The 20,615-nt window shown below is 59.1% G+C and carries 24 protein-coding genes; 13 read left to right on the top strand and 11 right to left on the bottom strand.

The window, feature by feature from the left end:
- Nucleotides 1-5: 5 nt before the first annotated feature.
- The gene (gene fdhD, locus E6W33_RS24735; RefSeq protein ID WP_136420048.1) at nucleotides 6-845 is read left to right on the top strand and encodes a formate dehydrogenase accessory sulfurtransferase FdhD; all 840 of its coding nucleotides are present in this window, start codon (nucleotides 6-8) and stop codon (nucleotides 843-845) included.
- Nucleotides 842-1,081 (top strand): formate dehydrogenase subunit delta, encoded by a 240-nt coding sequence (locus E6W33_RS24740; protein WP_136420049.1) that lies wholly within the window; start codon nucleotides 842-844, stop codon nucleotides 1,079-1,081. The genes fdhD and E6W33_RS24740 overlap by 4 nt, the downstream gene beginning before the upstream one ends.
- 38 nt (nucleotides 1,082-1,119) lie before the next feature.
- Here E6W33_RS24740 and E6W33_RS24745 read toward each other — a convergent pair whose 3' ends face one another.
- The 6 genes from E6W33_RS24745 to E6W33_RS24770 all read right to left on the bottom strand — a co-directional run bounded on the left by E6W33_RS24745 (nucleotide 1,120) and on the right by E6W33_RS24770 (nucleotide 4,970).
- Nucleotides 1,120-1,716, bottom strand: coding sequence for a hemerythrin domain-containing protein (locus tag E6W33_RS24745; protein WP_136420050.1), 597 nt, complete (start codon nucleotides 1,714-1,716; stop codon nucleotides 1,120-1,122).
- A gap of 49 nt (nucleotides 1,717-1,765) precedes the next feature.
- Nucleotides 1,766-2,461, bottom strand: coding sequence for a succinate dehydrogenase iron-sulfur subunit (locus E6W33_RS24750; protein WP_136420051.1), 696 nt, complete (start codon nucleotides 2,459-2,461; stop codon nucleotides 1,766-1,768).
- 11 nt (nucleotides 2,462-2,472) lie between these two features.
- Nucleotides 2,473-2,805, bottom strand: a complete 333-nt coding sequence (gene sdhD / locus E6W33_RS24755) for a succinate dehydrogenase, hydrophobic membrane anchor protein (protein ID WP_168798749.1) — start codon at nucleotides 2,803-2,805, stop codon at nucleotides 2,473-2,475.
- Nucleotides 2,802-3,176 (bottom strand): succinate dehydrogenase, cytochrome b556 subunit, encoded by a 375-nt coding sequence (gene sdhC, locus E6W33_RS24760; RefSeq protein WP_168798750.1) that lies wholly within the window; start codon nucleotides 3,174-3,176, stop codon nucleotides 2,802-2,804. The genes sdhD and sdhC overlap by 4 nt, the downstream gene beginning before the upstream one ends.
- 190 nt (nucleotides 3,177-3,366) lie before the next feature.
- On the bottom strand, nucleotides 3,367-3,729 hold the full coding sequence (locus E6W33_RS24765; RefSeq protein ID WP_136420054.1) for a cytochrome c: 363 nt from the start codon (nucleotides 3,727-3,729) through the stop codon (nucleotides 3,367-3,369).
- Between the two features lie 11 nt (nucleotides 3,730-3,740).
- A complete protein-coding gene (locus E6W33_RS24770) occupies nucleotides 3,741-4,970 on the bottom strand; it encodes a molybdopterin-dependent oxidoreductase (protein WP_136420055.1) in 1,230 nt (409 codons plus the stop codon).
- Between the two features lie 212 nt (nucleotides 4,971-5,182).
- On the opposite strand from E6W33_RS24770, the gene E6W33_RS24775 reads away from it, so the two are divergent.
- Complete coding sequence (locus E6W33_RS24775; protein WP_136420056.1) at nucleotides 5,183-6,013, top strand: NYN domain-containing protein; 831 nt, start codon at nucleotides 5,183-5,185, stop codon at nucleotides 6,011-6,013.
- Nucleotides 6,014-6,068: 55 nt separating this feature from the next.
- Here E6W33_RS24775 and E6W33_RS24780 read toward each other — a convergent pair whose 3' ends face one another.
- The gene (locus E6W33_RS24780) at nucleotides 6,069-7,100 is read right to left on the bottom strand and encodes an integron integrase (RefSeq protein WP_136420057.1); all 1,032 of its coding nucleotides are present in this window, start codon (nucleotides 7,098-7,100) and stop codon (nucleotides 6,069-6,071) included.
- A gap of 237 nt (nucleotides 7,101-7,337) precedes the next feature.
- Here E6W33_RS24780 and E6W33_RS24785 point away from each other — a divergent pair, with 237 nt between their 5' ends.
- From E6W33_RS24785 to E6W33_RS24800, 4 genes are all read left to right on the top strand, one after another.
- On the top strand, nucleotides 7,338-7,793 hold the full coding sequence (locus tag E6W33_RS24785; RefSeq protein WP_136420058.1) for a rhodanese-like domain-containing protein: 456 nt from the start codon (nucleotides 7,338-7,340) through the stop codon (nucleotides 7,791-7,793).
- A gap of 456 nt (nucleotides 7,794-8,249) precedes the next feature.
- Nucleotides 8,250-9,602 carry a group II intron reverse transcriptase/maturase gene (gene ltrA / locus E6W33_RS24790; RefSeq protein ID WP_211097420.1) on the top strand — a complete coding sequence of 451 codons (1,353 nt, stop codon included), beginning with the start codon at nucleotides 8,250-8,252 and terminating at the stop codon, nucleotides 9,600-9,602.
- A gap of 138 nt (nucleotides 9,603-9,740) precedes the next feature.
- Entirely contained in the window at nucleotides 9,741-10,607 is an 867-nt protein-coding gene (locus E6W33_RS24795; protein WP_136420059.1) for a tetrahydrofolate dehydrogenase/cyclohydrolase catalytic domain-containing protein, read from the top strand.
- A 201-nt stretch (nucleotides 10,608-10,808) separates the two neighbouring features.
- Nucleotides 10,809-11,348: a DUF6817 domain-containing protein gene (locus E6W33_RS24800; RefSeq protein ID WP_136420060.1), complete on the top strand. Its 540-nt coding sequence runs from the start codon at nucleotides 10,809-10,811 to the stop codon at nucleotides 11,346-11,348.
- A gap of 143 nt (nucleotides 11,349-11,491) precedes the next feature.
- On the opposite strand, the gene E6W33_RS24805 is transcribed toward E6W33_RS24800, so the two are convergent.
- Both E6W33_RS24805 and E6W33_RS24810 read right to left on the bottom strand, forming a co-directional pair.
- Complete coding sequence (locus E6W33_RS24805) at nucleotides 11,492-12,577, bottom strand: sensor domain-containing diguanylate cyclase (protein WP_168798751.1); 1,086 nt, start codon at nucleotides 12,575-12,577, stop codon at nucleotides 11,492-11,494.
- Nucleotides 12,578-13,096: 519 nt separating this feature from the next.
- On the bottom strand, nucleotides 13,097-13,573 hold the full coding sequence (locus tag E6W33_RS24810) for a hypothetical protein (RefSeq protein ID WP_136420062.1): 477 nt from the start codon (nucleotides 13,571-13,573) through the stop codon (nucleotides 13,097-13,099).
- A gap of 147 nt (nucleotides 13,574-13,720) precedes the next feature.
- On the opposite strand from E6W33_RS24810, the gene E6W33_RS24815 reads away from it, so the two are divergent.
- A complete protein-coding gene (locus E6W33_RS24815; protein WP_136420063.1) occupies nucleotides 13,721-14,155 on the top strand; it encodes a GNAT family N-acetyltransferase in 435 nt (144 codons plus the stop codon).
- Here the strand turns inward: E6W33_RS24815 and E6W33_RS27680 are convergent.
- Complete coding sequence (locus tag E6W33_RS27680; protein WP_247869777.1) at nucleotides 14,128-14,409, bottom strand: hypothetical protein; 282 nt, start codon at nucleotides 14,407-14,409, stop codon at nucleotides 14,128-14,130. The two genes, E6W33_RS24815 and E6W33_RS27680, sit on opposite strands and share 28 nt — an antisense overlap.
- A gap of 9 nt (nucleotides 14,410-14,418) precedes the next feature.
- Nucleotides 14,419-14,559, bottom strand: coding sequence for a hypothetical protein (locus E6W33_RS27685; protein WP_247869778.1), 141 nt, complete (start codon nucleotides 14,557-14,559; stop codon nucleotides 14,419-14,421).
- 201 nt (nucleotides 14,560-14,760) lie between these two features.
- On the opposite strand from E6W33_RS27685, the gene E6W33_RS24825 reads away from it, so the two are divergent.
- The 5 genes from E6W33_RS24825 to E6W33_RS24845 all read left to right on the top strand — a co-directional run bounded on the left by E6W33_RS24825 (nucleotide 14,761) and on the right by E6W33_RS24845 (nucleotide 20,442).
- Nucleotides 14,761-18,141 carry an EAL domain-containing protein gene (locus E6W33_RS24825; protein ID WP_136420064.1) on the top strand — a complete coding sequence of 1,127 codons (3,381 nt, stop codon included), beginning with the start codon at nucleotides 14,761-14,763 and terminating at the stop codon, nucleotides 18,139-18,141.
- Between the two features lie 276 nt (nucleotides 18,142-18,417).
- Nucleotides 18,418-19,014, top strand: coding sequence for a DUF2238 domain-containing protein (locus E6W33_RS24830; protein ID WP_247869779.1), 597 nt, complete (start codon nucleotides 18,418-18,420; stop codon nucleotides 19,012-19,014).
- Between the two features lie 12 nt (nucleotides 19,015-19,026).
- Nucleotides 19,027-19,371, top strand: coding sequence for a hypothetical protein (locus tag E6W33_RS24835; protein ID WP_136420065.1), 345 nt, complete (start codon nucleotides 19,027-19,029; stop codon nucleotides 19,369-19,371).
- Between the two features lie 30 nt (nucleotides 19,372-19,401).
- On the top strand, nucleotides 19,402-19,854 hold the full coding sequence (locus E6W33_RS24840) for a YiiD C-terminal domain-containing protein (protein WP_136420066.1): 453 nt from the start codon (nucleotides 19,402-19,404) through the stop codon (nucleotides 19,852-19,854).
- A gap of 159 nt (nucleotides 19,855-20,013) precedes the next feature.
- Nucleotides 20,014-20,442 (top strand): DUF3995 domain-containing protein, encoded by a 429-nt coding sequence (locus tag E6W33_RS24845; protein ID WP_168798752.1) that lies wholly within the window; start codon nucleotides 20,014-20,016, stop codon nucleotides 20,440-20,442.
- Nucleotides 20,443-20,615 lie beyond the last annotated feature (173 nt).

Here is a 20,615-nt window from a genome sequence, read left to right on the forward strand (position 1 = left end):
CTGCAATGAACGCCATTTCCATTGCCGAAGACGATGCACTGCGGGAAGTAGCGGTGGATCGATGGGAAGGCGCCGCCCATCAGGCCAGCGTCGATACCGTCGCCGTCGAAGTGCCCGTCGCGCTGGAGTACAACGGCGTGTCGCACGCGGTGATGCTGGCTTCGCCGGAAGACCTGGAAGATTTCGCGCTCGGCTTTTCCCTGAGCGAGTGCATCCTCGCAAATCCGTCCGAGCTGTACGAATGCGAAGTCAGCGCGGTGGACGGCGGCGTGCAGGTGCAGATGCGCATCGCGACCGAGCGCTTCATGGCACTCAAGGAGCGGCGGCGCAACCTGGCCGGACGTACCGGCTGCGGCCTGTGCGGCGCGGAGAGCTTGCAGCAGGTCGTACGCGACATACCGCCGGTACGCGCCCATGCGTCGTTCCCGGCCGCGGCACTTCATTCCGGCATGGCGGCGATGCAGTTGCGGCAACGCATGCAGCGGCACAGCGGCGCCACCCATGCCGCAGCCTGGCTCAACGCGAAAGGCGAGATCGACATCGTGCGCGAGGACGTCGGGCGTCACAACGCGCTCGACAAGTTGATCGGCGCCCTGGCGCGCCAGCAGATCGACGTCGCGCGCGGCGCGGCACTCATCACCAGCCGCGCGAGCTATGAAATGGTGCAAAAAGCGGCGACCGCCGGCATCGGCATGCTGGCCGCCATCTCCGCGCCGACCAGCCTGGCGGTGCAACTGGCGGAGCAGGCGCAGCTTACCCTGCTGGGCTTCGTCCGGGACGACAGGCACGTGGTGTATGCCCATCCACAACGCATTCAGTTCGACAAGGAACACAGACCGCAATGAACCCAAGCAACCTGGTCCGCATGGCCAATCAGATCGGAGATTTCTTTGAGAGCATGCCGGATCGCACGCAGGCAAAGACGGATATCGCCAGTCATCTGAAGCGTTTCTGGGACCCGCGCATGCGTCGCGCGCTGCTGCAGCACATCGACAGCCATGGCGGCGAGGATCTCAAGGAGATCGTGCTGGAAGCGATTCTTGCCAATCGCGCGATGCTGGGCGATTCTGCCGGACGATAAACAAGGCACATCGACAAGGCACATCTCGCCTTCGGTTGTCATTTATCGGATGGCGCGGCGCGTTCCTCAAAGCAGCCGCAGCCCGCTTCCGTCGCAATGACACGGTGCAGGTCGGCAAAGCGCGTGACTGCGTTGTGGTCGAAGAGCGGGTCGGAAGGCGCTTGCGCCAGGTCCGCGCCGATGGCTTGCGCGTCGCTCGCGTCGAGTGTCGTGACGGCGAGCGGAAACAAGCTCAGTTCCTCGACCATCATGTTGTGCCGCAAGCGCTCCGCGTAGAGGCGGATTTCCAGCGGCAGCTGCGTCCACGACACGGTTTCCTCGCGCGCCGCCGATTCGAGATCACGCATCAGCTCGCGTCCCTGCCGGGCCAGCACATGATGCTGACGCTCGATTTCCTCGCCCAGATCGGCGGGCAGCGCCTTTCTGGACCGCAGCGCGGCAACGATGCGATCCTCGACCGGATGATGATGGACATCGGGGAATTGCGTCAGATAAAACAGCACATCCACCAGCAGGTTGATCTCGGAAGGCGCTGGCGGCAATGCGGAGGGCGACGCGGGGAACCTGGACAACAGCCCGACCAGCTTGTCGAGATTGCGGTGTTCCCGCTCCAGCTGAATCACGAGCGTTTTCATATCATCGATCCTCATGTTGCGACGGCCGCGATCCGTCCGCGACGCATGTTCAGAACGAGCTCTTGACCATCATCAGACGGATTTTTTCGATTGCGCGCGATGGCGCCAGGCCCTTCGGGCACACTTCGGTACAGTTCATGATGGTGCGGCAGCGGAACAGGCGATAGGCATCGTTCAAATCGTCCAGCCGTTCCTCCGTCGCCGTGTCGCGGCTGTCGGCAATAAAACGATAGGCCTGCAGCAATCCGGCCGGCCCGACAAACTTGTCCGGGTTCCACCAGAAGGACGGGCACTGGCTGGAGCAGCAGGCGCACAGGATGCACTCATACACGCCATCGAGTTCTTCGCGCTCCTCCGGCGTCTGCAGGCGTTCCTTCTCCGGCGGAAGCGTATCGTTGATGAGATACGGCGTGATCGAGTGGTATTGCTTGAAGAACTGCGTCATGTCCACCACCAGGTCGCGAATGACCGGAAAGCTCGGCAGGGGACGCAACACCACCGGCTCCTTCAGCCCTCTGACCGGCGTGATGCAGGCAAGGCCGTTCCGGCCGTTGATATTGATGGCATCCGAACCGCACACGCCTTCGCGGCAGGATCGCCGGATGGTCAGCGAGTCGTCTTCCATCTTGATGCGCAGGATCGCGTCCAGCAGCATGTGGTCGGTGGGCGCCAGCGCGATGTCGTAGTCCTGCATGTACGGTGCCTTGCCGGCATCCGGGTCGTAGCGGTAGATCGAGAATCGCATGGCGGATCGCCTCACAGGAGCAAGAGAATACGCATGACCCACGCGGCCATGCCGACCAGATAAAAGCCGAGCAGAGCAAGAAGGGCGACGCGCAGCGCCAGCGGCTTGATGTAATCCATCATCACATCGCGCAAGCCGACCCAGGTATGCAGCAGCAAGGCGACAAAAAACAGCAAAGTTGCTATCCGCACAAAGGGCCCGCCGATCCATGCGCGCCACGCCTCGAAGCCATGCGGCGCATTCCATGCAAAGTGAACGAAGGCGAACAGGAAGGCCAGCAGCATGTAGACCGCGGTGAAACGCTGCACCGTCCATGCGCGCAATCCGGATAGCGCTTTTTTCAAAACAGGACTCCCGCGCTCAACAGCGCAATTACCGCCGCGGTGCAATTGACGAGCCATGCGCTGGTGCGCGCGGCATGCAGATGCGACCCGATATCGATATCGCTGAGCAGATGGCGCACTCCCGCCAGCAGATGATGCGCCAGCGCCCAGATGAACAGCACCGCCAATAGCTTGACGGAAATCTGTTCGAACATGCCGGACACGCGTGCATAGCCTTGCGCATCGGCCAGCGAAAGGGCCAGCAGATAGATGCAGAACGGCGTACCGATCGCCAGAACGACGCCAGTGATGCGATGCAGGATGGAGGTCACGGACCCGACCGGCATCTGTAGTTGCGTCAGATTGAAAAATACCGGCCTTTGCCTGTTCATGGGTCTTTCCATCGGAATTTTCCGTGGGCAAGAATCTTCAGCGAGATGCCTCGATCAATGCGGCACCATCGCCTGCGCCCGTTGCAAGCAGGCAGGTCGACGGCACACCAAAGCAATTCGACAGCACATGAGCGCGTCGGTTTCCGCCGACGCCTTGCTTGCAGGAGAGAATGGAAAACGAGTACGCCGGCTATTTCCCCGTCATGGACGCCGTTGCCGTGCGCTCCGCGCCATAAGTCTTCGCCAGATAGTCCACCATCGCCGGGATATCCTCGTCCGCGAACTGCGCGCCGAAGGGCTTTTTCATCTTCTGCACCGTCGCACTCCAGTAGCCGCGCGGCGATGATGGCGGCTGCATCTGCACATACTGCGCCGAATGGCAGGTCACGCAGTTCTCCAGCACCAGCTTGTATCCCGGCAGTCCGCTTTCCTTGAAACGCGCGGTCTCCCGCGGCAAGGTGATGTCGAGTGCGCAAGCCGTCGAACTCAGCGCCAGCGCCATGCTTGCCAGCAGCAGGCGAGGCCATGCACGCCGCGTGTTGGTGGTTTTCATTGCCGGCCTCCTCATACCGCCACCACATGCGTGGTTTCGACCACATTGCGCATATACCCGGGCGGATTCCACAGCGCGTTCATCGGCTGGCTCTGTCCGATACGGTTGAGCGCGCGCACCATCAGCGCGTGCTTGCCGGCGCGTGGCGGGACAAAAGCGATGCTCCACTCGCGGAAGGAATAGCGGCCCAGATCCTTGCCCAGCTGTGCCGCCCGCCAGGTCTGCCCACCGTCGCCCGAGAACGCCACCTCCGTGATCCCGTAGCCGCCGTCGAACGCAATGCCGCGCACCACGGTCTCGCGTCCGGCGGTCAGCTGCGCGCCCTCGGCCGGACTGGTAATGAAGGACCGCACATTGAAGCGCGCAATCGGCACCGTCTTCGCCGGCGTGGTGCCCGGCGCCACGCACGCGCAGCTGTTGTCGGGAATGCGATAGGCCGGATTCATCCAGAACCCCTCGAACGGCTTGTCCAGCACCGCGATCTCGGACAAATGCTTGACCCAATAGGTGCCGTAATAACCCGGCACCACCAGGCGCAGCGGATAACCGTTCAGCATCGGCAGATCCTCGCCGTTCATGCCCCACGCCAGCAGCACCTCGCCATCCAGCGCATGATCGATGTCGAGCGCCTTGATGAAGTCCGGACCGTTGCCCACCGGCGGCTTGTCCAGTCCGTCGAAGGACACTTGCGCCGCGCCGGCCTTCACCCCGGCTTTTTCGAGCACCTTCTTCAAGGGCACGCCGGTCCAGCGCGCATTGCCCATCGCGCCGTTGCCCGACTGGCCGCCGTTGACGCGCGGCGAAAACAGCGCGCGGCTGTTGCCGGAACACTGGTTCACCGCGATGACCTCCACCGGATCCGCCATGCGCTTGATCTCGTCGAGCGACAATTCCAGCGGCGTGTTCACCATGCCACCGACATGCAGGCGAAAGCTTTCCGGCGAGATGGAAGTCGGAATGCCGCTCCAGTGATAGCGCACGAAAAATGCATCGTTCGGCGTGATCGGTCCCTCGCTATACACGCTGAAAGGCGTCTCCAGTTGCGGCGGCCGGTGCGTGAGCACGATCAGCGGACGCTTCTGCGGAAAAGCCAACACATCGCGTTCCCCGTTGTCGAAGGGGAGCGTGACCTGGGCCGCGAGGGCGGAAAACGGAGTGAGCGAGGCGCCGAGCGCACCCAGACGTCCGAGAAATTTTCTGCGGTGAAAAAATTCCGGGCTGAATTCCCTATCGGTCTTCATTATCGTCCCCTCCTCGGTGATTTGCAGAATATAGAGGGCCAGAAATTGGAGTGCCAGCAGAATCTGATGCTTGTTCAACAAAGCGCAAACCCGCCGCTCTTTGCTCGAATGCGCCTGAAAGGGTGTACCCTTTCGAACTGGAAAGAATGTCAGATGCATCACACACGGCATTCCATGCATACCGCCCGCAAACAACAACAAAGGAGCAAGCAATGGCAGGCCACTTCGAAATCACCAGCATGGCGCTGTTCTGCGACTTCGAGAACATCGCCCTCGGTGTCCGCGACGCCAAGTACGCACACTTCGACATCCGGCGCGTGCTGGAACGTCTGCTGCTCAAGGGCAGCATCGTGGTCAAGAAAGCCTACTGTGACTGGGAGCGCTACAAGGACTTCAAGGCGCCCATGCACGAAGCCGCCTTCGAGCTGATCGAAATCCCGCATGTGCGCCAGTCCGGCAAGAACTCGGCCGACATCCGCATGGTCGTCGACGCGCTCGATCTCTGCTACACCAAGTCGCACGTCGACTGCTTCGTCATCATCAGCGGCGACTCCGATTTCTCGCCGCTGGTATCGAAGCTGCGCGAGAACAACAAGTACGTGATCGGCATCGGCGTCAAGGACTCCACCTCCGACCTGCTTGCCGCCAACTGCGACGAATTCATTTTCTACGACGACCTGGTACGCGAGCAGAAACCCAAGCGCAAGCCCACCGAAAAGAAAGCGCCGGCCAAGAAGAACACTAACGGCAGCACCAAGGCTCCCGCCCCGAAGACGGAAGAAGACAAGCGCCAGGACGCGCTCGACTTCGCCGTCGGCACCGTCGAAGCCCTCATCGCCGAGCGCGGCGAAGACGAAAAAATCTGGGGCTCGATGGTCAAGCAAACCATGAAGCGCCGCCGCCCCGGCTTCAACGAGTCGGCATATGGCTACCGCTCGTTCAAGGAACTGATGGAGGACGCGCAGAAGCACGGCCTGCTGCAGATCGTGCGGGATGAGAAGACGGGGCAGTACACGGTGCGCCTGGCGGCGGGGGAGGAGTGAGCGGTAGCGTATGGCAGGGGACAGGACATGTCAGACGTGGCGATCCATGCTTTGGTCAGGGCGCCCGAAAGCGGGTTTCTTCCTTTGCCGCATCGATGCGATCGACGGGGGAAACGACGCCTCGACCGCCGCGATTGAGGACATGCAGGTAAATCATGGTGGTCGACACATCGCTGTGACCAAGTAATTCCTGCACCGTCCGTATGTCATAACCGGATTCGAGCAGGTGCGTGGCGAACGAATGACGGAACGTGTGCGAGCTTACACGTTTGCTCAGCTTTGCAGCCTCGACTGCCCTCTTGATGGCCCGCTGGAACGTTTGCTCGTACATGTGGTGCCGACGCACGATACCCGAGCGTGGGTCGGTCGACTCGTGATCGGAAGGAAAAACCCAGAACCATCCCCATTGTGTGGCCGCTCTGGCATATTTGCGTTCCAGAGCGTCGGGCAGCATGACGCCGGGACGCGAGCCTGCGCGATCTTCATCGTAGCAGGACCTGGCATACGCGATCTGCTCCCGCAGTGCGGCAACCAATGCCAATGGCAGCATCGTGATGCGATCCTTGTTGCCCTTGCCTTCCCGGATCGTGATTTCGCGCCGGCCAAAGTCGACATCCTTGACGCGCAAGCTCATGCACTCCATCAGACGCATGCCGGTCCCATAAAGCAAGCGCGCCATCAATGCATGCGTACCCCTCATCTCAGCAAAGACGGCCGACACTTCCCACTCGGTCAGGACAGTCGGCAGCCGCGCCGGGCGACTCGGCCGATAGACTTCGTCAAGCCAGGGGAAATCAAGTGCGAGCACCTGTTTGTACAGAAAGAGCAAGGCACAGAGCGCCTGCTTGTGCGTGGATACACTGACGCCACGCTCGTTCGTCAGGTAGGAGAGGAAGGCCTTGACCTCATCCGCTCCCATTTCCATGGGATGCCGCAGACTGTGGAAGCGGATGTACCATCGAATCCAGTAGACGTACGCCTCCTCCGTGCGTAAGCTGTAATGCTTGTCGCGAATGCAACGTTTGACCTGATCCAGAAGCTTTGGCTGCCTGGAAACTGGCAAGGGAACGGGAGGATTTGAATGCATGAAAGCTGTCAGTTTTTGTTGGTTATTTATAACTGTATAAATGTACAGTATATTGGCGACAGCCAATCGAATCAAGGCTCCCGAGCCGGTCACCCAGCCGAGATAGGCGGACGGACGGCCTGGATAGGCAGAAAAATTTTTCACCCTAATTGAAGTTAGGCCCCTCGAACTCGGTCGGCCGCACGTCCATACCGTCGCCTGATACTCTCGTTCTCTCGAATCCACAGGAGGAACTGCATGCAGTCGCAAGCTACCAACATCCCGCTTTCTCGGCGTGCTGTAGTTCTTATGCCGGTAGCCGCTGGAGCGCTGTACGTCCTGGGTCGATCTGACTCGCCGAAGAGAGCCGAGTTCAACGTCCGAGAGGTTGTACTTGCTGAGGCTCAAGCCCTTATCGCCGCTGGAGCACTAGTTTTGGATGTTCGCCAACGTGCGGCCTACGAGACCAAACACATTGCCGGCGCCATACTGGCGCCGGTGGAGGCTTTGTCGGCAGCCATTCCGGCATCGCTTGCGCAAGCCCGAGAAAGGGCGATCGTCGTGTACTGCGGTGACGGTTCTACCCTGGGCCCCGAGGGAACGTATGTGCTGAACAAGGCGGGCTACTCACAGGCGGTGAACCTCAAGGCTGGCATTCAAGGTTGGGCAGCGGCTGGCCTACCAATTGAGCAAGGCGCGGGCAAGCAGGCGTGAGGCCTAACCTCTCCATCGAGCGGACATGCCCCGGCAAGCCGGGTCATGCCGCTCATGTCGAACGTGTGTGCCGGGCATGGCACGTAACTATGCAGGTGCAAGTCCTGCAGCCAGGTTTTCGTAGAGCCGAAGGCTAGGAGAACGGCAAGGGCGTCGCCGCGAGGCGGGGTCTGAAGGAAGCCGAATCCAAAACTGCGGGGCGACGAACAGAAACCGGATATGAGGCGTGATGCATTCGGGGCGAGCGGGCACGTGACTGCGAAGCCCTCCATCTACGATTGGGATGCATTTTGTAAATCCGGCGCTCGCGCAGTGAAAGTGACGTGTCTTACCCCGGGAGGCCTGTCCGGTGCCACAGGAGTGGCTGGGAACTGAGAGATTGGTTTTGACCGCCGGGCAGGAGTCAGCAGAAGGCATAGTAGGTGCAAGGCCCTGCACCGAAGGCCGGAACAATAAATGATGCCAAACCTTGTAATGAGAAACGGGACTGCCCCTGATCGACAGCTAACGCTGCCGCTGGCCGAAAGGCCAGAGGGTGAACTCGTGGCTGGAGAGCAAGGGCTTCGTGCATCAACGGAAGACCTTACCCTGATGGCGCAGATACTCGCACGCGAGAATCTGAAACGCGCCTTGAAGCAGGTTCGTCAGAATCAGGGCGCACCGGGCATCGACGGCATGACGGTCGATGAACTTCCGGCGTACCTGAAACAGCATTGGCCGGAAATACGCGCCCAACTGGAGGCGGGACAATACCACCCGCAAGCGGTCAAGCGCGTGGAAATTCCCAAGCCCGACGGCAAGAAACGGCCATTGGGCATTCCGACCGTGTTGGACCGCTTCATTCAGCAAGCCATTGCGCAAGTAATACAAGCGCAATGGGAACCGGCATTCCACGCCGACAGTTACGGCTTTCGACCCAACCGGAATGCACATCTGGCTATCTGGCAGGCGCAACGCACTATCCGTGAAGGCCATGGCTGGGTGGTGGATATCGACCTTGAAGCGTTCTTCGACCGCGTCAATCATGACCGGCTGATGCAGCGGCTCAAGCAGCATGTTCCCGACCAGCAGGTACTGCGGCTCATCAACCGCTATCTGAAGGCGGGGGTGCGGATTGGCAGCCAAACACAGGCAACGACAGCAGGCGTGCCGCAAGGCGGCCCACTGTCTCCGGTGTTAGCCAATGTCGTGCTGGATGAACTGGACTGGGAACTGGACAAGCGTGGCCATCGCTTTGCCCGCTATGCGGATGATTGCAACATCTTCGTGCGCAGTCAGCGTGCCGGCGAAAGGGTGATGGCAAGCATAGAGCGTTTCGTGCGTGACCGGCTGAAGCTCACAGTCAATTCACGCAAGAGCGCAGTCGACCGACCATGGAATCGAAAATTCCTGGGCTTTACCATCAGCGCCAAGACCAAAGTGAAAGTGGCCGAACAGGCCATCTTCAAGCTCAAGGCGAAGGTAAAGGAGTTGACCCGTCGTACCAGAGGCCACCGTTTGAGCGATATCATCGTGGAGCTGAGAGAAACCCTGCTTGGTTGGAAAGCGTATTTCGGCATTGCCGAGGTACTGAGCCCTCTGCGGGATATAGACAAATGGATACGACGGCGGTTACGCTGCTATCAATGGAAACAATGGGGGCGAGCGGGATACCGTGAGCTGAGAAAGCGCGGTGTGACTGTGCGAGAAGCATGGAACTGCAGCAAATCGGCGCATGGACCTTGGCGCATCAGTATGGCTCCAGCCTTGCTGCTTGCGATGCCGAACCGATTGTTTCGCCAAATGGGGCTGCCTTCACTGGCAGCATGAGATCAACCGTATTTATTGAACCGCCGTGTACGTGACCCGTATGCACGGTGGTGTGGGAGGGAGGGGCTGCGAGGCTTCTTCCTATCCCGATTAAATGCGCACACTGATGGCTAATCATTGAAGTTTGCATAGGAAGATATGTCTGCAAAATTATTAGAAGGCAAGGCAGTCGCCGATGCCGTGCTGTCCGAGGTAGCCTCAAAAGTAAAGAAACTAAAAGAGCGCGGTGTAACGCCCGGGCTTGGTACCATCTTGGTGGGCGATGATGGGCCGAGCATCAGCTATGTTAAGAAGAAACATGAAACATGTGCTGCCGTCGGTATGCGATCTTACAACGTCACGATTTCTTCTGACGCGACGCAAGCACAGCTGTTAGAGGCAGTTGATCGCTTCAACAACGATCCAGAAGTCGATGCTTTTCTGATTCAGCATCCCGTACCCGCTGGCTTTGATTTTAACGAGGCGCTAGTACGAATGAATCCGAATAAGGACGCAGATGGATTGCACCCAGTTAATCTGGGGCGCTTAGTGTTGCAGGAACCAGGACCGCTTCCTTGCACCCCTGCCGGCATACAGGCGATGTTGAAGTACTACGACATCCCGGTTGAAGGAAGGAATGTTGTTATCGTTGGGCGCGGGCCAACGCTGGGTCGCCCTTTGGCCCTCATCCTGACGCTTAAGCAGCCTTTTGCAAACGCCGCTGTAACCGTTGTGCATTCTGGTGTGCATGACCTTTCTCGATATACCAAGATGGCGGACATTGTTGTGGCAGCAGCTGGAATTCCAAGCATTGTTACATCTGAAATGATAAAACCTGGTGCAGTGGTGATCAGTGGTGGCATTACGTGGGAAGGAAAGAAGCTGATACCCGACGTAGCAGAAGCAGTTGGCGAGGTCGCCGGCTGGATCACTCCGCGGTTAGGTGGGGTAGGTCCGACGACGGTCGCCATGTTACTGCGAAATACAGTAGCCGCAGCGGAAAAAAGAGACTGTGCTTATGACTAATGAATATGCTCTCAGGCAGAACATGCATTTAACTCGCCGTTGCACACGGACGCGCGAACGCGCCTGTGAACTTTGACGTTGAGGCTGTAGAAAAAGTCCAAAAATGCCATTCTTGCTAATTCTCAAGCCAAGGGAATCAATGACTTACGCCGCTAAAAAAACCGCAAAACGACTTTTCCTACAGTCTCGTTAGACATTCGAATGGCCACGAGCGAATTGTTTGGAAGGCTCAAGGCGCTGGGCGCCGGCGAGTTTGTGCATTTCAACGGCTCTCTGGAAGAGCACCTGATTGGAACAGAGGCGCTGCTGCGAAGGTGGAGCTGTGCTGAGCACGTATGCATTGCGGGACTCTTCCATGCTGCGTATGGCACTGCCGGCTATGGCGAGCAACTAGTTTCAGTCGAACTTCGAGACAAGGTGACTGCACTCATTGGCCAAGAGGCCGAGTCCCTTGTCTATCTGTACTGCGCCTGCGGTCGGAACGCGTTCTACCCGCGCATCGGCTCGCTCGATCAACTGCACATGCCAAATCGGTTCACGCAGCAAGAGCAAGAGCTTTCGATCGCTGAGCTCGAGGCGTTCTGCGTGCTTACGATGGCCAACGAAACGCAAATCGCTGCAGCCAGTTCCGAGTTTCGGACGCAGCACGGCACTGCACTTGCGGAGTTGTTTGGCCGTATGAGCGGTCTCGTCGAAAACGCAATTCTTTCTGAGGCGCTGGCGGTGCTCGGAAATACCTGACCCCCTCCATTGAGCGGACGTCTTTGAGCTGGCTGCGCCACATCGAAGTCGCCGCGTATGTCAAACGTCATGCATATCCGAACCTTGGCGCGAGTGTAGAAGCCGATCTCCTTTGCGGATGACTGACAATTGCCGGCTACGGCTCATGCCAAGGTGGATTCCAGCGGATCGGCCAACTGCACGCGATTGCGCCCCTGCCTCTTCGCTTGATAGAGCGCATTGTCGGCCGCCCGAAACAGTTCCTCTGCGGTTGCACCATTTGCCGGAAAGGTGGCAATGCCTGCCGACCAGGTCACCGTAACCGGCCCATCGCCTAAGGTGATGGGCGACGCTGCAAATGCCGAGCGCCATTCTTCGGCGCGGACATGCGCGACATCCTGCGGAAGCCCGGGCAACATGAGCAGGAATTCCTCGCCGCCGTATCGGCATGCGATGTCCGATCCGCGCACCTCGGCACCGAGCATGGCAGCCAAGTGTTTCAGCACCTGATCGCCCGCCAGGTGCCCATAAGCGTCGTTGATCTGCTTGAAATGGTCGATATCGATGAGCACCAGGCTGAGCGGCTGCTGCTCGCGCTTGCATCGAATCAGCTCCCGCGCCAGATTGTCGTCCAGGTAGCGCCGGTTATACAGACCGGTCAGCGGATCATGATTGGCCTGATCGCGCAACTGCTCCTGCAGGCTGGTGTTCGCGGCAAGCTGACGCAACAGCTCCTGCTGGCTGGCGCGCAGCTGTTCGCGTGTCGCATGCAACTGCAGCGCCCGTGTGTAGGCGCTGTCGGCCACAGTGAAGACATACGCGGCGATGGCGGAGATGCATAGCAGCGTCACCGGCCAACTCGTCTGCGGATGAAAGTGGAGTCCGCCTGCGAGGACGGCAAGGCCCGCGCCACCGGTCGCCCATGCGAAGGCCTGGATAAAGCCCCACCTGCCGCGGAACACTGTCATGTTGATGATGGCGGAAACAAGAAAGATGAACGTGATCCAGACCGGAAAGCCGAGTGCAGCAGCCCACACGCCAAGCAGCGTGGCGTCGACGGCCAGGTTGCCAAGTTCGGCGGCTCTCTGGTCGGTGGCGTGGCGTGCACGCCAATACACCACCTGCGGGTACACGAGGAATTGCAGGACAAGCGCCATCCATGCAAAGGGTCCGCTGCCGATATCAAAGAGATGCACTCCGACACCGACGAACAGAAGCAGACCGTACCTTGACCGGTTCCTGCGATTCATGCGCACCATCCAGTGAATCGAAGTTCTCGTATCGTGAGACATTGTCCTTGGCGAGCTTGGGGTTTTTTGACGCGATCAAGTGTAGCGTATACCCGGCGGCGCGTTAGGGTGCGGTGGCGGCTATTTCAGTAGGCCGGGATTGCCCAAGCGGCCTGGCGAAGTGGCCGGCGATGCGTGGAGGGTGACGCCTATCCTGCCGTGCCGACTTTGTTTCCAGGTCGGACACTCTTTAAGAGTTGTCGGCTTGTCGATGGCGCGACTACTGACGATTCATCGCGTAGCCGGGCAAAAATGATCTTGAGTAGCATGAACGGAGGATAAGGCGAAGCGCCAGTGGCGTTGTTGCAATAGCGCGCATCGAAATTGGACAGAACTATTTCATGTCCGAGCGACTCGTTCCGCGCATGCTCGAAGGTGCCCGGCAAAAGCTGCGAAGGTCAATCGGTAGAAATCGCGGATTGGTATCGATGTGCTTGCAACGGGCCACGGGAAACGCGCCTTGTTTCTCCCATAGACTGGTTATTGTGGTAACAGTTTGGGAGTGGCAAGATGAGTGAACACTTTTTCGGCGCCTTCGTTAGAAATGCAATATTTGGGAAGCGTATTTATGAGCCGAGCGATATTCCTTGCCCTATATATACCTGTCGCATTATTTTTTTCGGGCGGGTTCGCGTCGATGTGGACGGTCACAATAATGGCTCTCGCCTTGGGGCAAAAGGGCGCTGCTGCGCTTTTCAGCCCTATATTTCTCGTATCATTTCTCGCCCCGATTACGCTAATCGTTCTGGCCCAGACAAGAGGGAAGAGAATAAATAACAGAAGGTTGATATGGTTTCCGATTACGGCTTTCATCTTGACTCTGGTGCCTTTAATTTTTGGCCTGCTTGCCAAAGCCATTTCAGGGCCAGGGCCGGTCATGATCGGAGGGACATCAAGCGTATATACATCGATGATCGTAGCTACAGCTTCCACTTCAGGCCCTTTGATTTTGCACACGATCTGTTGCGTTTTAGGCGGTAAAAAAGGTTCCTATGACAAGAGCGAAGAGGCGTCGGGCAGAATAGATAGAGACTACGATAGCGTGACGCCAAACACACCGTTGCATACCGACCCTCCGGGCCGTTGAACTCAATCTTGGACACCATGAAGACGCCACCAGTCGAGCTTTGCGATGAGAAGGAGTGCGTGGAGGTCGAAGCATTCCTGGTTGAGCGGATCTACGAATTCAATTCGCAGGCAACCGGCTACTTCGATGGAAAGCTTCTTGGTGGCCAGTTGCGTAGCGAAGCAGGCGAAGTCATCGCCGCATTCAATGGTCACACCTGGGGCGGTTGCTGTGTCATTGCTCATCTATGGGTGCATGAGTCGCAGCGCGGCCGCGGGCTCGGACGAACCCTCCTGCAAGCCGCAGAGGCGGAGGCCCAACGAAGAGGCTGCGAACAGGTGGTGCTGTCAACGCACACCTTCCAGGCCCCTGGGTTCTACGAGAGGCTGGGCTACAAACGGCAGGCAGTAGTTCTCGGCCAACCTAAGGGGCACGCGAATGTCACCTACGTCAAGCGCATTGAAGCCCTGTGAGGCGGCTCAACCCTTTCGAGCAGGCGGATTTCTTCCGCGAGCAGCTTCATGGTGCCGCGGATCAGTGCAGGAACAGCAGAGTTCGGATCAGCCAAGCCGCAGCGGGCGGCTTCGAGCAAGGCGCAGGCATCGACGGCATCAGTCTTGTTGCGCTTGACGTAGGCGCGGATGCAGGCGGCCGGCAGCCGGTGCACCTCGATACCCCGGCTATTGAGCCAGCGTGCCCAGTGATGAGCCGAGCCGCAGGCTTCCACGATGACGAGCTACACGTTGCGGTCGACAAACCAGCGCTCGAACTGGCTGCGGGTAAGCCGATGATGTTCAGTAACACGCCAGGCGCCATCGGTCACGGCACGCTGAAATACGGACTTGACCAGATCAAGGACCTCGGGAGTAGTATGCATTGTGGACTCATTTCGTTGAAGGCTGATCCCGTCCCTACGTCGACCGGCACATGCGCTTGGACACGAAAAAAACGGGGGGAGTCCATCCCATCAATCGAAAGGTGTGGCGACAAATGCTGAAAGCTGCAAGTTGATGCCAATTTGAGTAAGGATATCGGCACCGACATCAAGCTGTCGAAACAAGAAAGCCGGGAAATTCCAGTGAGATTACGCTCGAGTTTTGAAACCAAGGTGCTGACCGCATTCGCCGCCGCCATGCTGGTAGTCGCAGCGCTCGCGATCTCGACACGGATACTCGCGACGGATGCCACGAACGCGGCGCGCTGGGTAGCGCATTCCCATGAGGTGCTCAACAGCCTTGCGCGGGCCAGAGGCGATGCCTTGCAGATCGAGTTGACCACGCAAAACTACAGACTTCATGGCAATGAAGCATTGCTTGCCGAGCGAGATGCGACGATTGCCGATCGAGAAATCATGCTGCGCCAGGTCAGACAGCTGACCGCGGATAGCCCGCGCCAGCAGGCACGCTGGATTCAACTTCGCGCGGTGATCGATGAGCGCATCGCGATTTCCAGGCGCACCGAGCAGCTTCGCAAGACCCAGGGCATCGAGGCGGCGAGCGCGTATGTGGCAAGTGCTCCCTTGAAGGAAACGCGCGAACGTATGTACCGCGTGTTGGGTGCGATGGAGCAGGAAGGGCGCCAGTTGCTGGAAAGCCGCAATGCCGAGCAGTTGCGCGCGCAACAAGTCTTCATTGCCGCCGACACTGCGGCCGCCCTGTTGCTGGGCGCGCTGCTGGCGGCAAGCTACATCATGATCCGGCGCCAGTTGCAGGAGACGGAAGCCAGCCGGCGCGCACTCGCTGAAAATGAGGAAAACCTTGCCACCACGCTGCACTCGATCGGCGATGCCGTACTGGCGACGGATGCCGGAGGTCGTATCACCCGCATGAATCCGGTGGCGGAGCGGCTCACCGGCTGGCGCCATGCCGACGCGAGCGGCCGGCCAGTCGATGAGGTTTTTCACATCATCAACGAACACACGCGCGCGCCGGCCACAGTACCGGTGTCACAGGTACTTGCCACCGGCGAAGCCCAGGAACTTGCCAATCACACCGTGCTTATTGCCCGCAACGGGCGCGAGTGCTCGATCGCCGATAGCGCTGCACCGATACGCGATGCCAAGGGGCGGATCAGCGGCGTGGTGCTGGTGTTCCGCGACGAGACTGTTGCGCGGCAGGCGCAGCGAACGATACGGGAACAGAACGAACTTCTGGAGCAGCGTGTGCACGAGCGCACGGCGCAATTGCACGAGAGCGAAGAGCATCTGCGCAGCGTCATCGGCAACGTGCCGGCCATGATCGCTTTTGTCGATGCGCAGCAACGCTATGTCTATGTCAATCAACAGTACCGCCAGCGTTTCGCCCCGGGACGGGAGGATATTGCTGGCTGCACGGTATGTGAAATCCTGGGTGAGGAGCGCTATGCAGTCGCTGCTCCGCTCATCGACAAGGTGCTGCTAGGACAAGCGCAAAGTTATGACTGGCAACCCTTTCCCGGTGTCTGGCAAGCCATCAATTACGTGCCCAAGCGCGATGCCGCGGAACGGGTGGTTGGCTACTATGTGCTGGGCACCGATATTACAGAGCGCAAGCACGCAGAGGAAAAGATCCAGTCGCTCAACACGGAGCTCGGACGGCACCTGCGCGAACTGGAGCATGTCAGCCGCGCACTGAAAACCCTGAGTGCGGGCAACCGAGCCATGTTGCGTGCGACCGACGAGCAGGAGCTGCTCGACAGCATGTGCAGAGCCATCGTCGAGGCGGGCGGTTATCGCATGGCATCGGTCTGGTATTGCGTGCACGACGAGTACAAATCGCTGCGGCCAATGGCTGCGAGCGGGCACCCGGGCGGGCTCGAAGCGCTCAACCGCATGAAGGGCAGCTGGGGCGACAACGAGTACGGCCGCGGCGCGGTCGCCACCGCGGTCCGAACGGAGCGGACCAGTGTGGTGCGGAATATCCTCACCGACCCGGCGTATGCGCCATGGCGGCCATTCCTGCCCGGATATGCGTGCTGCGTGGCCGGCCCTCTGCGCGTTGGCGGCGAGATTATCGGCGGCCTCGTTATCTACGCTGGCGAACCGGACAGCTTCGGTGCGGATGAAGCTGCGCTGCTGACCGAGTCGGCCGACGATCTGGCTTTTGGCATTGCCACCTTGCGCGCGCGGGCGGAGCAACAAAGAATCCAGGAGGCCATGCACCGCTTGACCTTCTACGATGGCCTTACCGGCCTGCCAAACGAAACGCAATTCACTGAATTGCTCGTTGGCGCCATCGATGCCGGCAACCGCCTCGGGCAAGCATTTGCCGTGCTACAGGTCAATATTGAGCGGCTGAGGGAGATCAATGATGCTCTCGGATTCAACCATGGCGATCATATATTGCGCGAATTCGGCACCCGATTGCGCGCCGCCGTCCCGGCCGACGCCACGGTCGCGCGTCTGCGCGGCGACGAATTCGCCATCCTGCTGCGCGGCAGCGATACGGCCGCCGCCGTCGGTATGGCGCAGCATCTGGAAGCGATGCTGGCCGTGCCATTTCCGATTGCCGGTTTGTCCCTGGATGTGTCGGCGAAGATGGGTATCGCTTTGTTCCCGCAGCATGGATCGACGCCGCATGATTTGTTCCGCCATATGGACATTACCGTGAACCAGGCCAAGAAAGAGGGCATAAGCCATGCCGTCTTTAACCCGGAGCGGAGTCACGGACAATCAGGGCGGCTGACCATGGTCGGGGAGCTGCGGCGCGCCATCGCGGGGGGAAATCTGCTGCTCTACCTGCAGCCGAAGGTCGAGATCGCCACCGGACACCTGTGCGGCACGGAAGGATTGGTACGCTGGAAGCACGCCGAGCGCGGCTTGATTTCGCCGGGTGAATTCATCGGGCTCGCGGAACATACCGGACTGATCAAGCCACTCACCGAATGGGTCATCGAAACGGCATTGCGACTGAACCGGACCTGGGAGCGCGATGGCCGTGCCCTGCCGATCGCAGTCAATCTCTCGGCACGTAACCTGCGCGATGAAAACCTGCTGGAGAAGATCTGCAAGATGCAGGCGGCCTTGGGCGTCACGCCCGGCTTGCTCGAACTGGAAATTACCGAGAGCATGGTGATGGACGATCCCGATTTCGCGCTGCGCGTGCTGTACAGCCTGCGCAATGAAGGAATCCCTCTCTACATCGACGATTTCGGCACGGGTTACTCCTCGTTGAGTTACCTGCAGAAGCTGCCGGTGGAATACATCAAGATCGATCGATCTTTTGTGAACGACATGTTAACCAGCAAGGATTCTTCATTGATCGTCCGATCCACCATTGACCTCGCGCATGATCTCGGACGCAAGGTCGTGGCCGAGGGTGTCGAAACCCAGGCCCAATGGGATCAACTGGCCAGATTTGGCTGCGATATTGCGCAGGGCTACTTCATCGCCAAGCCGATGCCGCCCGAGGAATTCCAGAATTGGATCGCGCAATTCCGCGCGCCTGTAACAACGGCCGCCGGTATGAACGGGCATACCTGAGCGCCCGAGCACCAAGTCGCGGCTTTCTGTTTCCGCGTGAGGTCGGTCGACACAAAGCGCGGGATTGGCATCGATGTGCTTGTGACGGGCCATGGGAGTCGCTCCTTGTTTCTCCCGTGGGATGGTTATTGTGATAACAGTTCGCGCGTGGCAAGATGCGGGGATACTTTTTCTGCATCGTCGTCAGACGGCAAATCCCATAAGAACGATATGACAAGAGACAATATGTTGATGGTAGGTGGATCAGGCCTGTTAGCCATCCTGGCATATTCCGCAATGCGCGCATCTGATCGTGCCACCTGGCTCATGGAAGTGGCACCGATTGTGATTGCGGCGCCTGTTCTGATTTTTACCTATCGCCGCTTTCCGCTGACAAGCTTGTTATACGGCCTGATTTTTTGCCATGCCTTGATTCTTATTTTGGGCGGCACCTACACCTACTCCCGAGTGCCTCTGGGTTTCTGGCTGCAAGACCTGCTCTCTCTGGGACGCAATCCCTATGACAAGATCGGCCACTTTGCGCAGGGCCTCGTGCCGGCGCTGGTCGCAAGAGAGATTCTTATTCGATGTGGCTATGTATCCGGGCGCAGGATGGCCGCATTTCTGGCGGTGTGTGTTGCGCTGGCCATCAGCGCCTGGTATGAATTGGTTGAATGGTGGGCGGCCCTCGCACTTGGCCAGGGAGCGGACCAGTTCCTCGGTACCCAGGGTGATCCATGGGATACGCAGTCAGACATGTTTTTCGCATTGATCGGCGCGTCAATCGCCATGCTTCTGCTGTCGCGAATTCACGACCGGCATATCGCCGCAGTGGACGCGCCATCGTACGCCGCGCTCAAGGCCGATGGCCATGCGGACCGCCGGCCGGCATAGGTGGCACTAGATATGCGAAATCTTTTTGCGACATGGCCTGCCTTGCTTGCGCGTGAACTGCATATCCCCGTGGCTGAAGCAAAAAGGCTTTGGGACGAGCCTACTCCTGGAGTTGCAAAGAGTGCGCTGCCTTGGGTTGTCATTGTTGTTTGCGTTTCGCTTTCGCTGATTTTGCGAGGTTGGGAACCAAGCTGGTTAAACGACGAGCTGCGCCGTTTTCTTGCGAACTCACTTTTTATCGGCGGCTCAGTTTTCGGCACGCAGTTGTTTTTGCGGGCCAAGCTAAGATTGATCGTGCAGCGACACGCGGCTTCGCCTGACAAGGAATTGCGCGCTGACAGGCAAGCGCCCGAGTAAGCCAGCCACACGCATTAACCAGGAGAGCGCATGCTCGCAATAGAATTGGAAAAGTACCTCCACGAACACATTCCCTTGTCCAGGGCAATGGATGCCTCCGTTGTTTCAGTGGCGCAGGACGAGGTCGTCCTTCGTGCTCCACTCGCACCCAACATCAATCACCGCGATACCGTGTTTGGCGGCAGTGCGTCCGCGCTGGCAATCCTTGCCGCATGGTCGCTGCTTCACACGCGCCTGCGCTCGGAAGGAATTTCCAGCCGTCTCGTAATCCAACGCAACACGATGGAGTATCAGCAACCGATCCTGGGCGAGTTTACGGCGCGCTCCTTCCTCGAGCAGCCGGCGCAGTGGCAGCAGTTCACGCGCATGCTTGCTCGCAAGGGCAAGGCCAGGCTCTCCGTATCATCGGAGCTGGAGCATGCTGGTGAAGTTGTCGGCAAGCTGGTCGGCGAATTTGTGGCATTGGGTGCGCACGGTGCGTAGTCGCGCCATGGTGTTTCATCAGGATGATGAAATTGCGCTGATGCGATGAAACACGACGTGCCACGGGGGAGCTGTCTTGCTTCCGATGGACTGATTATTGTGATTACAGGTCGGACGTGGCAAGATGCGGAGACACTTTTCTACCTTCGTCAGGTCGCCATGCATACAGCATTCGCCGTTGCGGTTTGCGTCATTTTCATCGGGTTGGCGCTATGGCATTTCCGAATGGCGCTCGCACCGACGGTTGCCGGGAGCGGCGCGGTCCCGACTGTCGAAGGCAAGCCCTTGTTCGTTCCGTCACGGCGAGCGACGGTCACGGTGGGGTTTGCGCTTTTGCTGGCTGCGGCACTGGTCGCGATTACCGATGGCTTGATTCCACTCGCCGTCCCCAAGGCCGTCCCGTCCGCGCTTTCGTACGCGCTCGCGCTTGGGCTTCTCGGTCGCGCCATCGGAGAGTTCAAGTACCTGGGATTCTTCAAGCGTGTGCGCGGCACTCGTTTCGCGCGGCTCGACACACTGGTCTATTCACCGTTGTGCCTGCTGCTGTCCGTCGGCGTTGCATTCGTTGCTCTGCATAACGGTGTGTAGCCCTTCCGACGAGGGGGCGGCTTCCCGCGGTTTTATTCATCGTTGAAGCTGTAGAAAAACCCTTTTTCGAAAGGGCGAGGGCGCACGAAGCAGTACGCCAATTTGCGCTTCGAGCCGATTGAGTCAATTCGGGAAGTGAACGAGACAAAGGCAAGCCATGCGCTTGCCTTTGT

Source organism: Herbaspirillum sp. ST 5-3, assembly GCF_004804275.1.
Classification (GTDB): Bacteria; Pseudomonadota; Gammaproteobacteria; order Burkholderiales; family Burkholderiaceae_D; genus Noviherbaspirillum.

Bases quoted from the DNA above. Each gene is read 5' to 3' on its own strand.
- E6W33_RS24830 (WP_247869779.1), top strand. From the start codon at position 18,418: ATGCGCGCATCTGATCGTGCCACCTGGCTCATGGAAGTGGCACCGATT.
- E6W33_RS27685 (WP_247869778.1), bottom strand. From the start codon at position 14,559: ATGCATACTACTCCCGAGGTCCTTGATCTGGTCAAGTCCGTATTTCAG.
- fdhD (WP_136420048.1), top strand. From the start codon at position 6: ATGAACGCCATTTCCATTGCCGAAGACGATGCACTGCGGGAAGTAGCG.
- E6W33_RS24840 (WP_136420066.1), top strand. From the start codon at position 19,402: ATGCTCGCAATAGAATTGGAAAAGTACCTCCACGAACACATTCCCTTG.
- E6W33_RS24745 (WP_136420050.1), bottom strand. From the start codon at position 1,716: ATGAAAACGCTCGTGATTCAGCTGGAGCGGGAACACCGCAATCTCGAC.
- E6W33_RS24845 (WP_168798752.1), top strand. From the start codon at position 20,014: ATGCATACAGCATTCGCCGTTGCGGTTTGCGTCATTTTCATCGGGTTG.
- E6W33_RS24750 (WP_136420051.1), bottom strand. From the start codon at position 2,461: ATGCGATTCTCGATCTACCGCTACGACCCGGATGCCGGCAAGGCACCG.
- sdhC (WP_168798750.1), bottom strand. From the start codon at position 3,176: ATGAACAGGCAAAGGCCGGTATTTTTCAATCTGACGCAACTACAGATG.
- E6W33_RS24740 (WP_136420049.1), top strand. From the start codon at position 842: ATGAACCCAAGCAACCTGGTCCGCATGGCCAATCAGATCGGAGATTTC.
- E6W33_RS24795 (WP_136420059.1), top strand. From the start codon at position 9,741: ATGTCTGCAAAATTATTAGAAGGCAAGGCAGTCGCCGATGCCGTGCTG.
- E6W33_RS24835 (WP_136420065.1), top strand. From the start codon at position 19,027: ATGCGAAATCTTTTTGCGACATGGCCTGCCTTGCTTGCGCGTGAACTG.
- E6W33_RS24780 (WP_136420057.1), bottom strand. From the start codon at position 7,100: ATGCATTCAAATCCTCCCGTTCCCTTGCCAGTTTCCAGGCAGCCAAAG.
- E6W33_RS24815 (WP_136420063.1), top strand. From the start codon at position 13,721: ATGAAGACGCCACCAGTCGAGCTTTGCGATGAGAAGGAGTGCGTGGAG.
- E6W33_RS24770 (WP_136420055.1), bottom strand. From the start codon at position 4,970: ATGAAGACCGATAGGGAATTCAGCCCGGAATTTTTTCACCGCAGAAAA.
- E6W33_RS24785 (WP_136420058.1), top strand. From the start codon at position 7,338: ATGCAGTCGCAAGCTACCAACATCCCGCTTTCTCGGCGTGCTGTAGTT.
- E6W33_RS24765 (WP_136420054.1), bottom strand. From the start codon at position 3,729: ATGAAAACCACCAACACGCGGCGTGCATGGCCTCGCCTGCTGCTGGCA.
- E6W33_RS24775 (WP_136420056.1), top strand. From the start codon at position 5,183: ATGGCAGGCCACTTCGAAATCACCAGCATGGCGCTGTTCTGCGACTTC.
- E6W33_RS24800 (WP_136420060.1), top strand. From the start codon at position 10,809: ATGGCCACGAGCGAATTGTTTGGAAGGCTCAAGGCGCTGGGCGCCGGC.
- ltrA (WP_211097420.1), top strand. From the start codon at position 8,250: ATGATGCCAAACCTTGTAATGAGAAACGGGACTGCCCCTGATCGACAG.
- E6W33_RS24805 (WP_168798751.1), bottom strand. From the start codon at position 12,577: ATGAATCGCAGGAACCGGTCAAGGTACGGTCTGCTTCTGTTCGTCGGT.